General features: G+C 44.7%; 14 protein-coding genes. 4 read left to right on the forward strand and 10 right to left on the reverse strand.

Annotation, left to right across the window (positions count from 1 at the left end; all coding sequences use genetic code 11):
- The first annotated feature begins 195 nt into the window (after positions 1 to 195).
- Positions 196 to 810 (forward strand): Uma2 family endonuclease, encoded by a 615-nt coding sequence (locus F6J99_RS30385; protein WP_293118505.1) that lies wholly within the window; start codon positions 196 to 198, stop codon positions 808 to 810.
- Positions 811 to 856: 46 nt separating this feature from the next.
- Complete coding sequence (locus F6J99_RS30390) at positions 857 to 1798, forward strand: polysaccharide pyruvyl transferase family protein (protein WP_293118507.1); 942 nt, start codon at positions 857 to 859, stop codon at positions 1796 to 1798.
- A gap of 137 nt (positions 1799 to 1935) precedes the next feature.
- Here the strand turns inward: F6J99_RS30390 and F6J99_RS30395 are convergent, their stop codons facing one another.
- The 4 genes from F6J99_RS30395 to F6J99_RS30410 form a co-directional block, all read right to left on the reverse strand.
- Complete coding sequence (locus tag F6J99_RS30395) at positions 1936 to 2784, reverse strand: ABC transporter permease (protein WP_293118509.1); 849 nt, start codon at positions 2782 to 2784, stop codon at positions 1936 to 1938.
- Positions 2785 to 3056: 272 nt separating this feature from the next.
- Positions 3057 to 3920, reverse strand: coding sequence for an ABC transporter permease (locus tag F6J99_RS30400; RefSeq protein ID WP_293118519.1), 864 nt, complete (start codon positions 3918 to 3920; stop codon positions 3057 to 3059).
- A 317-nt stretch (positions 3921 to 4237) separates the two neighbouring features.
- Positions 4238 to 5362 carry a spermidine/putrescine ABC transporter substrate-binding protein gene (locus tag F6J99_RS30405; RefSeq protein ID WP_293118511.1) on the reverse strand — a complete coding sequence of 375 codons (1125 nt, stop codon included), beginning with the start codon at positions 5360 to 5362 and terminating at the stop codon, positions 4238 to 4240.
- A 218-nt stretch (positions 5363 to 5580) separates the two neighbouring features.
- Positions 5581 to 6735: an ABC transporter ATP-binding protein gene (locus F6J99_RS30410; protein WP_293118521.1), complete on the reverse strand. Its 1155-nt coding sequence runs from the start codon at positions 6733 to 6735 to the stop codon at positions 5581 to 5583.
- Between the two features lie 36 nt (positions 6736 to 6771).
- On the opposite strand from F6J99_RS30410, the gene F6J99_RS30415 reads away from it, so the two are divergent.
- On the forward strand, positions 6772 to 6900 hold the full coding sequence (locus F6J99_RS30415; protein ID WP_267876533.1) for a hypothetical protein: 129 nt from the start codon (positions 6772 to 6774) through the stop codon (positions 6898 to 6900).
- A 449-nt stretch (positions 6901 to 7349) separates the two neighbouring features.
- Positions 7350 to 9038 carry a penicillin-binding protein 2 gene (gene mrdA / locus F6J99_RS30420; protein ID WP_365974522.1) on the forward strand — a complete coding sequence of 563 codons (1689 nt, stop codon included), beginning with the start codon at positions 7350 to 7352 and terminating at the stop codon, positions 9036 to 9038.
- A 107-nt stretch (positions 9039 to 9145) separates the two neighbouring features.
- Here mrdA and ispE read toward each other — a convergent pair whose 3' ends face one another.
- The 6 genes from ispE to F6J99_RS30450 form a co-directional block, all read right to left on the reverse strand.
- The gene (ispE, locus tag F6J99_RS30425; protein WP_293118513.1) at positions 9146 to 10096 is read right to left on the reverse strand and encodes a 4-(cytidine 5'-diphospho)-2-C-methyl-D-erythritol kinase; all 951 of its coding nucleotides are present in this window, start codon (positions 10094 to 10096) and stop codon (positions 9146 to 9148) included.
- Positions 10065 to 10913 carry a 16S rRNA (adenine(1518)-N(6)/adenine(1519)-N(6))-dimethyltransferase RsmA gene (gene rsmA / locus F6J99_RS30430; protein ID WP_293118515.1) on the reverse strand — a complete coding sequence of 283 codons (849 nt, stop codon included), beginning with the start codon at positions 10911 to 10913 and terminating at the stop codon, positions 10065 to 10067. Before rsmA ends, ispE begins: the two co-directional genes overlap by 32 nt.
- 378 nt (positions 10914 to 11291) lie before the next feature.
- Positions 11292 to 12257: a CBASS cGAMP-activated phospholipase gene (locus F6J99_RS30435; RefSeq protein WP_293118517.1), complete on the reverse strand. Its 966-nt coding sequence runs from the start codon at positions 12255 to 12257 to the stop codon at positions 11292 to 11294.
- Positions 12258 to 12294: 37 nt separating this feature from the next.
- A complete protein-coding gene (gene folB, locus F6J99_RS30440) occupies positions 12295 to 12660 on the reverse strand; it encodes a dihydroneopterin aldolase (protein WP_070396604.1) in 366 nt (121 codons plus the stop codon).
- 344 nt (positions 12661 to 13004) lie between these two features.
- On the reverse strand, positions 13005 to 13685 hold the full coding sequence (plsY, locus tag F6J99_RS30445) for a glycerol-3-phosphate 1-O-acyltransferase PlsY (protein ID WP_365974526.1): 681 nt from the start codon (positions 13683 to 13685) through the stop codon (positions 13005 to 13007).
- Positions 13686 to 13896: 211 nt separating this feature from the next.
- The coding region (locus tag F6J99_RS30450; protein ID WP_293118527.1) for a DUF3086 domain-containing protein at positions 13897 to 14069 on the reverse strand (173 nt) is incomplete at its 5' end.

Raw genomic sequence — 14069 nt, forward strand, 5'->3', positions numbered from 1 at the left:
TCCCTGCTCACTGCTCCCTGCTCCCTGCTCCCTGCTCCCTGCTCCCTGCTCCCTGCTCCCTGCTCCCTGCTCCCTGCTCCCTGCTCCCTGCTCCCTGCTCCCTGCTCCCTGCTCCCTAAAACCTAGTACGAAAGTACCTCACCCAATTGAAAACAGCTATACTAACCCAATAGTAATTATTAACCAGTTATAACTATGGTTCAAGCAGTATCAAAACTATTAACCTTTAACGAATTTTTAGAACAGTACCCAGAGGATGGAGGAAACTATGAACTTCGCCAGGGTAGAATTGTAGCTATGCGTCCCACCGGTTTGCACGAACAAGTAGCAGCTCTCATTGCCAGAAAACTCGATGTCGAAATAGAGAGACTTTCACTACCCTACTTTATTCCTCGAACTTGTCTTGTCAAACCCTATCAACAAGGAGAAGGCTATTTACCAGATATCATTGTTTTGGATAAACAAACTGTTGCGGAAGACCCATACTGGGAAAAAAGATCAAGTATCTCAATCGGTAAATCAGCTAAGTTAATCGTGGAAGTCGTTAGTACAAACTGGCAAGATGACTATCTAACCAAACTGGCTGAATACGAAAAATTTGGTATTCCAGAATACTGGATTGTTGACTATAAAGCCTTGGGAGGAACCCGATACATTGGGTCTCCTAAAATTCCTACAGTTTGGATATACGAGTTAGCTGATAATGAATATAAAGAAGGCAAAACCTTTACAGGCTGTGATTCTATTGAATCACCAACTTTCCCAGAACTAAAACTGACTGTTGACCAGCTGGTCAAGGCCGGAACATAAACCTTTAGTGGCTCTACGGAAGAAAAATGCGACATATTAGGGGATAATGAAACTCTTCTACTACCAATACTCACCCAAACGATTCCCTGGTGGTCTCAATAACTTTGGCGATGACCTAAACCCTTGGTTATGGCAACAGTTAATCCCTAACTTACTAGATGACGATGAAAGCACCGCCTTTGTTGGAATCGGTACCCTCCTAAATAATTTACTCCCCAAGCGTTTACCCAATGCTCGCCGAATCATCATTTTTAGTACCGGAGTCGGTTATGAAAAGTTACCAAAACTCCAAGATTCCTGGACAATTGACTGTGTAAGAGGACCCCTCTCCGCCAAAGCCTTAGACATTTCCCCTCAATTAGCCGTTACCGATGGAGCAGTGCTAGTCAGACGACTCTTCCATCCAACCAGTCAAAAAATCCATCAATTTGCCGTTATGCCCCATGCTAAATCTGCCAGATATGGCGGTCAAGCCTGGCATCAAATCTGTGAACAAATCGGCTTTAAGTATATTGACCCTCGTTTGCCTGTGGAGCAAGTATTATCTGCTATCAGCCAAACCAACATCTTACTAACAGAAGCGATGCATGGAGCAATTGTAGCCGATGCCCTACGAATTCCTTGGATTCCTATCTGCACTAATCCCACTATCTTGGCATTTAAATGGCAGGATTGGTGCTTATCTGTTGGTTTGAAATACCAACCCCAATATATCATGCCTCTGTGGGATTTATATCCTAGAACAGCACGGGGAATTCGTTCCTCAATCCGTTATGCTCACTTTTGCTTTAATTGGCTCAAACAAGATCAGTTGCGTTCAGTCAAGACACTTTGGGGTGAAAAACAACAATTAATCGCCACTCAACTATTCAGAATCGCTAAAACTACCTCTCCCTACTTAAGTAATGACCATCGGCTCGAACAACTTACTACTGAATTGGAAGAAAGGTTAGATAAATTGAAATCAAGGATGAATTATCAAAGATGAATTATAAATTTTGGGGTTGCTGAACTAAGGAATGGAATAATATAATGGAATAATATAAAGTAACCTTGTATCAGTTATAAATTCCCAATTCCCGATTCCCGATTCCCGATTCCCGATTCCCGATTCCCGATTCCCGATTATTGCCGATTTTCCACACTCCGATAACGGAGCCATTCAGCTATAAAAGCAACTGCCCCTGATACCAGGATTAGCAAAACACTAAGAGCATTTATATCTGGTTTAACACCAGTGCGGATGCGGCTAAAGATTTCCATGGGTAGAGTAGTTGCACCAGTCCCAGCCGTAAAACTAGAAATCAGAAAATCATCCATACTTAGGACAAAAGATAATAAACAACCGGCAATAATCCCTGGCATCAATTCCGGTAGTAAGATTTTTATAAAAGCTTGTAGGGGCGTTGCTCCTAAATCAAGGGCTGCTTCTTCTAGGTGAGGGTCAAGCTGGGTGATACGGGAGGAAACAACAATGGCAATATAAGCCAAACAGAAAACTATATGAGCTGCTATGATAGTCCACAGACTAAGAGGAATAGCCATAACTGCCAAAAAGATTAGAGTTGCGACTGCGATCGCAATATCTGGGATAATCAGGGGTAAGTAGGATATCCCTCGATACAAGCGTTTCCCTGGAAACTGGTAACGGGCTAAACCGACTGCCATCATGGTACCTAATACCGCAGAAATCCCTACTGCCACTAGCGCTACCGTGAGACTATTGAATAGTGCGGTCCTTACACTCTCGTCCTGCCATAGTTTCAGGTACCACTTAAACGTGAATCCCTGCCACTGGGCACTGTATTTAGAGTCATTGAAGCTATAAAACGTCAGTACCAGCAGGGGTAAGTACATATAAAAGAACATCACCAGGGAGAAAATACCTTGCCAAGAAACCCGGAGTTTTGGTTGAGAATTTACCATGTCTAGGGGAAGCTCCTCCTGCTGATGGTAGAGTTGCTCATTAGTCATTCGTCAATTGTTACTTGTTACTTGTTACTTGTTACTTGTTACTTGTTACTTGTTACTTGTTACTTGTTATTTAATTTAAAGTTTATAGTTAAAATTTTACATTTTTATGAATGGAACCCTTTTCTTTTTATAGGTATCCGTGTAGGAATTGTGAGAATTGTTGATCCGAATTTCCCTACTCCCTACTCCCTACTCCCTACTCCCTACTCCCTACTCCCTACTCCCTACTCCCTACTCCCTACTCCCTACTCCCTACTCCCTTTTCTATAGTGCTATGCTTGTGCTTTGGGATCACCATACTTAATCAAAAGTGCGATCGCTATACTAACTACCAAAATTAACATCATACTCAAAGCTGACCCAAATCCCCAGTTTTGAGTAGCTCCTAAAAACTGGTTATAAATCAATCTTGCTCCAGTCATACTCGATGCTCCCCCTAGCAATTCGGGATTAACAAAATCCCCTAATCCAGAGATAAATACTAGCAAAGAACCTGCGGCAATTCCTGGTAGAGTTTGGGGTACAGTTACCTTCCAAAACGTTTGATAGGGATTTGCCCCTAAATCCGCTGCTGCTTCTAACAACCGTTTGTCTAACTTTTCTATAGACGCATAGAGAATCAAGACCATATATGGCAGAAAGCTGTAAGCCATGGCAATCAATACAGCAGCACTACGATTGAGCAAATCCAACCCTGGTAGTCCAAGACTAGTCAGTAATGTATTGAGAACCCCAGTCGGTCGCAGAATGGTAATCCAGGCATAAGAACGCAGTAGAGAAGATGTCCATAACGGTAAGATAAAACCCAGCAGCAGTAAATTTTGCCACCGCTTGGGTGCTAGCTGAGCAATCCAATAAGCCACAGGAAATCCTAGCACAAGACAAATCACAGTGGTTCCCATGGCCAAAAAAAGCGATCGCCCCATCACTTGCAAGATTACTGGATCAAATACCCGCAAATAATTATCAATACCAGACGGATTGACCACATCTCCTGGTCTAATGTTGGGTACCAAACTTAGCTCAAAAATCACTAGGGTTGGCAGCACCAACAACAAAGCTAACCATATACCTGCTGGACTGAGCAATCCTAGGGGTTCTAACCACTGCCATCGTAAGTGTCTCTTATCTTGCATAACTGGGGATTCAGCAATGTTCTCAGTAACGCTTTCAGTGTTATTTATCATTAGTTTTTAATCATTATTTATTATTCATTAATCCAAGACTTATAGCATTTTTTTTCATGCTATATTATGATATCTAGATTTAAAATAAAAATGTGAATTATTATTTAGTATTTTATCACTATAAATTGGTTTTAATTTGTTAATTATAGCAGTTTTAAATAGCGTTTAGCTCTTTTTGATAGGTATTTTGAATGGTATGTTTATTTCTGCATTTCCGTACTAGTTTCCTAAACTGTAGGGTGTTGAAAAGGGCTAATTCCTAACTCCTAACCACTGGTCAACTGAGTCCAGTAGCGGTCATAAACAACGCTTACCTCGTCAACAGGTGCAACACCTTCACAACGTTCTAACGCTGATTCTTCTGGAAACAAACTTGGATCCTCTTGGATGTCACGGGACAATAGCTTAAAGGCTTTTTGGTTTGGTGTGGCGAAGCTCAACCGTTCACACATTTGAGCAGCAACATCTGCTTCTAACATAAAGTTAATCCAAGCATAGGCACCCTCAAGATTGGGAGCTGTTTTAGGAATTGCCAAGGTATCGATCCACAAGGAAGAACCACTTTTCGGTAGGACGTACTGCAAATCTGAGTTTTCTGCCATGATTTCAACAGCATCAGAGGAGTAACACATCGCAAGCCATAAATCCCCACTTAGGATTTGCGATCGCCAAGCATCAGAAGAAAATGAAGCAATACTTGGTTTTAACTCCACCAACATTTCATAGGCCTTTTTGATCTCCTGGGGATTGGTAGAGTTGTACGAGTAACCTAACATTTTCAAAGTGGCACCCATCACTTCTCGCACATCGTTGAGCAAAGTCATCCGTCTCGATAATTTATCTTTATATTGCCAAAGATAGCTCCAATCCTCTGGTACCTTAGATAGTTTTTTGGAATTGTAAATCAAACCCGTTGTTCCCCAGCTCAGAGGAATACTGTGCAAATTGTTGGGGTCATATATGGGATTGAGGAACTTAGAAAACAGTCGATTTATTCCGATGATGCGTTCAAAATCCAGTTTCACCAACAGATCCAACTCAACCATCTTTCGCACCATGTAGTCAGACGGGTAGATAATGCTATAGGCTCCGCCCCCAGAAGCCTGAAGTCGAGCAAGCATAGCTTCGTTGGAATCAAAGACATCGACTACAGCTTTGATTCCAGTTATTTCGGTAAAGCGGTCTAGTAGCTCATCATCGGTATAGTTAGTCCAAGTGTAGATAAATAGTTTATTTCTGTCACCTCGTGAAGGAGGTGTTGGTCTGACCTCAGCTAGAGTCCAGCCACATCCAGACAAGGTTAGACCTGATAGGGTAGCGACCGTTGCTAGCTGTAAAAAGTTGCGCCTTGTACGGCGTTTTAGGAATGTTGGTTGATCCTTATAAAGCACGATTGAAAAGGTTGAAGGTTGACGTTTGTTTTTGCCCAGGCGTCCATTTTAGGGTAGGTTGAATAAATTTTTTCAAAACCGATTACCCATTACCCATTACCCGAAAACAGATAGGATAATTAATCCACCAGAATTGAAGTCAACAACTAAAAATCTCTTGCTTTACTCAGCACTATTTTGCCAGCAAACTAGGCTCAAAAACTACCATTATCTTTAAATTATTCCTCCAACACGCGACAATCGGTGGGTGCCCAACGAGCATAAATTGTCGTGTTAGGGTCTGGTAACTTGTTATTGGTGTTGGCAAGTATGACTCTAAGACAGTCGCCACTGAGTAACTCCACCACACATTGAATATGAGTACCCAGGTACATCGCGTGTTTGAGACGTCCTTCAAAGCAATTCATAGTAGTAGTAGTTGTTGTTACTGTTGGCGGGGAAAGACTCAGGCGAATTTTCTCTGGTCGTACACCTACTACAATATCCTGAGCATTAGAATTATCCAGGACTTCTCTAACGGATGGAGACTCAACCACAATCTTGATACCAGTCTTGGTGGTAATTTCGAGTGAGTCGGCATCGGACCGTTGCAGACGACCTTTAAATAAATTGGTATCACCGATAAAGTCCGCCACAAAGGTTGTCCGAGGATTTTCATAGATTTCTCTGGGGGAACCAACTTGCTCAATTTTACCTGCACGCATCACAGCGATACGGTCAGAAAGACTCATGGCTTCTTCTTGGTCGTGGGTCACCATCACAAAAGTTAACCCCAGGTCTTGATGGAGATTTGAAAGTTCCACCTGCATCTGTTTGCGCAGCTTGAAATCTAGCGCTCCCAAGGGTTCATCCAACAACAGCACCGCTGGTCGATTAACTAATGCTCGGGCTAATGCCACTCGTTGCTGTTGACCCCCAGACAGTTGAGGGGGATACCGATTCGCCAATCCCTCCAGTTTCACTTGTTTGAGGGCTGCTTTGACTCGTTCCTCAACCTCCAATGGGGGTAGCTTTTTTAGGCGTAGACCAAAGGCAATATTTTCCGATACACTCAGGTGATTGAATAGAGCATAACTTTGAAAGACCGTATTGACAGGTCGGCGGTGTGGTGGAATATGATTCATCGAGCGTCCCTGAATCATTACCTCCCCAGCTGAAGGCATCTCAAATCCCGCTACTAAACGCAAGGTTGTAGTTTTGCCACAGCCAGACGGACCAAGAATGCTAAAAAATTCTCCTTGACGGATACTTAAGTCAACACCACGGACAACAGTCTCGGTGTCGAACACTTTAAAAACCTTGCGGAGTTCAACATCAAGTTTAGCTGTAGTCGTAGCAGTCGGACGTGGTTCTTTAACAGTCGTTTGAAACATGGTGGTTATTTCAGCAGTAGTGATGCCCCCAGAGTCATGCATCGTCTGTCTGCATCTGTGGAACACGGTTTCTCTCCTTGGGTTTATTTTATCCTCCAACCTAAAAATACTCCTGCGGTAGCTAAACGGATCTGCACTGATCCAGTAGCTGAGGTGCGGAAGTAAATTGCTGGGTATTAGGCGTGACTAGGTATTAGGCTAATGGAACAGGGGCAGATCAGAGCCTCCTTAATCAAAGATTTGGGGCGGCTCTAGGCGAACCGGTGTGGGCAATTAATCGGGGATGTTCCAATTCTGCTCACTACACCCGGTTACCCTAAACCCCATACCCAGTTTTAACTGACAAGCTTGGGGCGTAAGTCCTGTTGTTTAGTTGTCAATTGTCAATCCTTAATTCTTAATTGAAAAGGGGGGCGTATTGGGAATCCAAGCCAATAGCTTACTGGATTGATCACAGACTATTCGCCTTAATTGCCCAATTCCGTGTTCTCCAAGTCCCATTCCCCATTCTCAGACCTCGGACGATGACATTAATTCAGCCTTCCTTATCTTCGTATACAGTATATCGATCTAATTCCCGCACGGTCGGACGCAAATACCAATCCGTAGTGATTATGGTACTGATTAGCCTATTCTTGCTGGGGGGAATTGGTTCCCGTTTAGCGTATTTACAGCTAGTTCAAGGGGAACGCAACCAACAGCTGGCAGAAAATAACCGGATTCGTCTGATTCCCAAGCCCCCTATACGGGGCAATATTTTTGACCGTAAGGGCAGAGTATTAGCTAGCTATCGGTTGTCTCACTCGGTCTTTGTGTGGCCCATGGTTCTTAGGCAGGAGCAATGGCCCCAAACTCGCAAACGCCTGTCCCAAATTTTGAAGATACCAGACGCTGAGATTCAAAAGCGTCTGGAACAAGCGGGCTATAACTCTCCTTACCTACTTCGGATTGCCCGTGGTGTTACTCGCGCTCAAGTTACTGCCTTGGCTGAGTACAGCAATGAATTACAGGGGATAGAGGTGGATATTGATGCCTTGCGGTACTATCCCCATGGACAGCTATCGGCTCACGTTCTAGGTTATACTGGAGAGTTAGACTATGAAGAGCTGCAACGGCGTAAACCTGACGGCTACCGCCTCGGTGACGTGGTTGGAAAAATGGGGGTGGAGAAGTCTTATGAGCATCTGCTACGGGGAGAATGGGGCGGTCAGCAAGTAGAAGTTGATGGTGCTGGACGAGTCGTCAGAGTTCTGGGTCAGAAACAGGCAAAACCGGGTAAACCTATCCATATAAGCATCGATATAGACGTGCAGAAGGCAGCCGAGGCAGCATTAGGCGATCGCAAAGGGGCAGTCGTGGCTATGGACCCCAACACCGGTGCTGTCCTCGCAATGGTTTCTCGTCCAACCTTTGACCCGAATATTTTCTCGACTCGCATCACCTCAGAAACCTGGCGAAAGCTACAAGGCAGAGGGAATCCGTTTATCAACCGGGCAATGCGAGGGTTTCCTCCAGCCAGTACATTTAAGGTGGTCACGGCTTCGGCGGGTATGGAATCTGGTCGGTATTCTCCCAAAACTGTTTTACAGACTTATCCTTACCTGTATGTCGGTGGTCATGCCTTTGGGGAGTGGAACCGAGCCGGATTTGGTCCAATGGGATTTGTTGGTGCTATGGCTTGGAGCAGTAACACCTTCTTTGGTCAAATCGGTCGAGGGGTTGGGGGGAAAACCCTGATTGAATGGGCTCGTAGATATGGCTTTGGTGAAAAAACTGGTATTGAGTTATCCGGCGAATCCCGTGGTTTGATAGTGGATGATGCCTGGAAGCGGAAAAACTACAATTGGGGATGGACCGTTGGCGATACCATAAATATGTCTATTGGTCAAGGATTTACCCTTGGAACACCCTTACAAACCTCAGTCATGTTTTCTGTAGTTGCCAATGGCGGCTACCGGGTTAAACCCCACTTGCTCAAGAACAATCAGGATGCTATCAAAGGGCGAGTGTCCATGAATATGAAGCCATCAACGATTCAAACCCTACGCCGAGGACTGCGAGCTGTGGTTACTGGGGGAACAGGAGCTGCATTGAGGGTGCCAGAGTTACCTCCTGCCGCTGGTAAGAGTGGAACAGCAGAGGCTCCTCCTGGCAAGGCTCATGCTTGGTTTGGTGGTTTTGCCCCCTATGATAAACCCGAGATTGCAGTTGTTGCTTTTGTGGAACATTCCGGCGGCGGTGGAGGTTCAGTGGCAGGACCAATTGTGCGCCAGGTAATGGAGGCTTATTTTAAGCATAAATAGTCTTAATTATGTTTAATCTCTAGGAGAATCTGGTTAGTCATTTTCGACTCAGGACTAACCAACTCAGGGCTAACCAAGTTAGGGCTAACCAACTCAACACTAACGACTCAAGGTGTTGAAATTATCTGAATTCCCTGAGTCGATAACTTGGTCACCCAAAACTCTAAATCTGGGTCAGTAATGTCAATGCTTACTTTCTGTTGAATTTCCTGGGCTTGCTCCTGGGACTCGCACAGGGCAAATACCGTCGGACCTGAACCAGACATCATGGTTCCTATGGCACCACTATTCTCAAAGGCTTCCCGTAGTTGCAAGACTTTGGGGTGATTGGGTAACACCACTTTCTCTAAATCATTGCGCAATAGTTTGCTAATCTCTCCCCCATCCTTATTCAGAATTGCCTTGACCATTGGACCGCTATGAACACGATTAGCACGGGATTCTAAGTCCTCAGGCTCCCGGATATAGGTTTCCCCAAACTGATTCCGATAAGTCTGATAAGCCCAAGCAGTAGAAACCATGAGACTGCGGTATTTCCCCAAAACCACATATAGAGAATCCAGTCCCGGTAGGGCAGACAACCGCTCACCTCTCCCCAGAGCTAGAGCGGTGCCACCAGCAAGGCAAAACGGCACATCGGATCCAAGCTGTGCTCCCAATTGTTGTAATTCCGGGTGGGTTAATCCCAATTGCCACAACATATCGATTCCTACTAACACAGCCGCTGCATCCGTCGAGCCACCAGCTAGTCCAGCCGCTACAGGAATTCGCTTGTGGATAGTAATTTCCACACCACCCAAGTTAGCAAAACACTCAGGAAACTCCTCCCACATCAAGGCAGCTGCTTTATAAGCGAGGTTGCTTTCATCCGTTGGCACTTCCGGATGATTACAGTGGACTTTAATCTCCTGTGTACCAATGGCACGGATGTCGATTTGATCAGCTAATTCGATGCTTTGGAGAATCATTGCGAGTTCGTGATAACCATCACCCGCATCACCGAGGATTTCCAAATACAGATTGATTTTAGCTGGGGCATTTAGGGAGTATGAATGCATTCTTTATGGTGATCTGATTAGCTAGGGCTATCCATTGAGCAACACTAAGGTCTTCGGCTCGGGCTTGAGGGCTTATTTCTAATTGTTCCAGCAATTGGGTGATGCGATCGCGTTCAATTACAGATTTTAAATTATTGCGCAACATTTTACGTTTGCTGCCAAAGCCCAGTTTCAATAGTGTCTCCAAGCATCTGGGGTCAGAAGCTGGTGGTTCGGCTAGGCTCGGATGTAAGCGCACCACAGCAGAATCCACCTTGGGGGGAGGAGAGAAGGCCGACCCAGGGACATCGCAAATCAATTCACATTCGGCGAGATACTGCACCCGCACTGATAATGCCCCGAATTGTCTACAACTGGGTTTGGCATATAACCGCTGAGCGACTTCTTTTTGCACTAGCAGCACGATTAAATCAAACCCTGGCACAGCTGGCTGAGTAATAGTACCTAGCAACTTTTCCAGAATTGGACCGGTGATATTATATGGGATATTGGCAACAACTTTATTAGGTTTTTGGAAATTGGAAAAGTTAGCTAACAATGTATCTAAGTCTAGGGATAGAAAGTCCCCTTGCAGAAGTAAAAAATTATCTATCTTACCGAGTTTTTTAACTAAAAATCGGCACAAGTCTCGATCAATTTCTACCGCCACTACAGACTGAACAAAAGGCAGTAACCGCTGGGTAAGAATGCCAGTACCCGGACCAATTTCTAGAATGCGATCGCTTTTGTGTAAATTAGCAGCTGTGACGATTTGGTTCAGTGCCTCCTCGCTACGCAACCAATGTTGAGCAAATTTTTTACGAGCTTTTAACGTCATTGCCCAATTTTATAGCATTTATCAATTCGGTCCCCAATTGGTAAGCTATAGCGCGTGTCGCTGATCAGTTATCAGCTAATGCGCTACAGATGGTGCTACTTGAGGTGCTATCAGCGTGTCGCTTATCAGCATATGCTTACCTTTCAATTATCATTAATCTGGAACTATTAAATTCTCACGCTTAGAGGTTTATTTTAACCACCTCAATTCCCGTGAGCTTTTAGCTGACGGCTGACGGCTGACTGCTGACTGCTGACTGCTTACATCACGTCTAATTGGGTTGATACCATAAATGTTAGTTTTTAATTAACCACTAACAAGTAACCAAGTTCCTTGAATTATCAGTAGTAAACCGACCAACAAGATTTTAAAGGTTCCTCAATGGATTTTCAGGAAGTTCTGGAACAAACCTTGGTTTTGCCAGGCGTAATTCTTAGCAACACGCTTTAACTTGGCAATATTGCTCCGAGTCGCATCATCCATTGTGTCATTAGTGATTTCCGGTTGTAGACGCAGGTAACGAGAAACTGTTGCATCTTCGGATTCTAAGCTACCCATCAACTCTTTGGTAATATACCGGTGAATGTCAGAAGGAGCATCAAATAGCACTTCAATCAATCGTCCTTGCCATCCCCATTGTCCCAATCCCCAGCCTTTAGCTTTTTCCCAAGGAATGGGGCGGTTGGATGCTCCTGTGCCAATGGAGATTATAGAAATTTCCTCAAGGGAATGATTTAAGCGGATCGCTTCAGCTAATGCACAGCTTGAGGGATTATTCGCCCCAACCCCACCATCAATTGCTGAGTAAGTCTTGCTTTGAGTCTTGAGTTGATGGGCTGGAAAATAGGTGGGGGCAGATGCGGAACAGACACAGGCTTCCCACAAGGGAACATGAAAATAATCTTTGTCTTCACGCCAGCTTTTAAATATAATCGGCATGCGACTAATGGTGTCGTAGGCTGTGATCAACAGCCGAGGTGAATCGTAGATATCCGACAGCTTGGTCGTCCCAAACTGTTCTTTCATCACCTCAATTAACCCCTGATTGGAGTGTTTAGGAGCAGAAAGACCATACTTAAGGATAACCTTCAGCCGCTTTAGTGAAAAACGACTGGTGTAGCGGAAAATCCTTTCCCCTTTCTGTTCATAAAGTCTAATCATCTCCCCACTGGGGATGCCAGTGGCAATTCCGGCAGCCAAGATTGAACCAGTGGAGGTACCTGCAATTAAATCAAAATACTTGTTGAGGGGCTGGTTAATATCTTTCTCCAATTCCGCCAAGATTACTGCTGCGATAACGCCCCGAATACCACCGCCATCTAAGCTGAGTATGCGAAAAGTCATGATCTCCCTAAAAACCCACGATGTTGAATTATTCCTCCTACCTATTGTGACGGCTTCTAGTCACTTCCAGGGTGATCTTACCTCCAAAATCCGGAATGGGGGCACCAGGTTTGCTTAACTGCACCTGGACTTGCTCCACCTTATCGAATTCTAGGATGGCATTAGCAATTTGATTTGCCAATTTTTCGATCAGGGCACATTTTGAGGTTTTAACCAAATGCTTGACAGTATCAATAGTTTGCCGATAATCCATGGTATCCCTAAGGTCATCACTTTCTCCCGCAGGGCTTAGATCTAGCCACATGGTTAGGTCTACTTCAAACCATTGTCCTAGGGTCTGTTCTTCGGGTAGGTAGCCAGTGTAGCCGTAGCAGCGAATATTGCTCAGTTTAATACAGTCCATCATCATGTGAAGTTTTCCCTCATGTATCTCCTATCACCAACGTAAACGATTGCGATTAGCGCTACTACTTTGGGCTAATCCCGTTCCAAATCTAATGTTTAAAAATGAGAATTGCTGGAATTTACTACCAGAATTTTTGTCTCAATTCAACCCCTAGCATACAACGATATCTGTTGCTGTGCTTTCACCCTTCGTTCTCTTGGTGCGCGTTCACGCTTGTCGGGACACCCGACCGGGGTCGCACCGCGTCGCAAAAAGTGCGGTGTTGCACCGCTGCCTAAGTCCGCTCCTTGATTAGATTTGTACCCAAGCAATCCATAACCAGGGACTTGTGTTTTATAGTCTTAGTCTGTTCCAGTCTCTAAGGATACTGCTGGAGAAAGGGGTTTCCCGATTTGGGGTTCGGTACCTGTAAGTAGACGCTGGATGTTACTGCGGTGACGGATGATCACATATATGCCAGCAGCAATACCAAATAGCTCATAGGCAAGAGGAGCTTTGGTAAGGTACATCAGTAGGGAAACAGCGATCGCACCAGCAATGGAACTGAGCGAGACAATACGAGAAATTGCCAAGACTACTGCAAATACACCTAGGGTTCCTAACCCTACAGGCCAAGACATGGTAAATATAACACCTATACTGGTCGCAACGGATTTCCCTCCGGTGAAGTTTAGCCAAATGGATTTACTATGACCAAAGATAGCAGCAAACGCAGCTAATGCCACTAACCAGGGTTGCCAGGTTTGAGGGAGTAGAGAAACTTGTGTCAGGGTATAAAAGCCATGGACTAGACTAATAGCCGCTACTCCTTTCAAGGCATCAATCAGTAATACCACCACTGCTGGTCCTTTGCCCACAGTTCTCAATATATTGGTGGCACCGGTGGAGCCAGAGCCATGCTCACGAATATCAATATCTTTAAGCCAGCGTCCTGCTAGGTAACCAGTAGGCAGGGAACCTAATAAATAGGCTGAGATTACTAGTAGCCCACTCCAAGTTAAGTTAAGTACCATTGGTGTCATGTTGAAAATTTTCACAAGATCCGGGAATAATTCCCCGATCACCACCCTTAGGGTAGCAGGGCTGTAACATTGCTGAGTGTCTTGATGCAAAGCGCAAGTGGGGGAAACCCTTGTCGGGCCAACTACATCGATTTTTCAGTTCGCTGAACCTCCCGAGTGGCAGCAGTTTCGCGCCTGTTTTGCTAAAATCAAACCCAGTAAACCAAGTAATTCAATAATCGTCGTAAGTATACATCTGCCGAGGATCAGGTGCAAAAGCAAGCCATAGGGGAAATTGCAATAATGACAGACTGATCTTATCTTCGGTTTCGTCAACAATGATTAAGGCTAACTGATCCCGCTTGATCAGTCGTTCCGCTTTTTGAACCAGGGCTAGATCGGATT

The organism is Moorena sp. SIO4G3 (assembly GCF_010692305.1).
In the GTDB taxonomy this organism is placed as follows: Bacteria; Cyanobacteriota; Cyanobacteriia; order Cyanobacteriales; family Coleofasciculaceae; genus Moorena; species Moorena producens_A.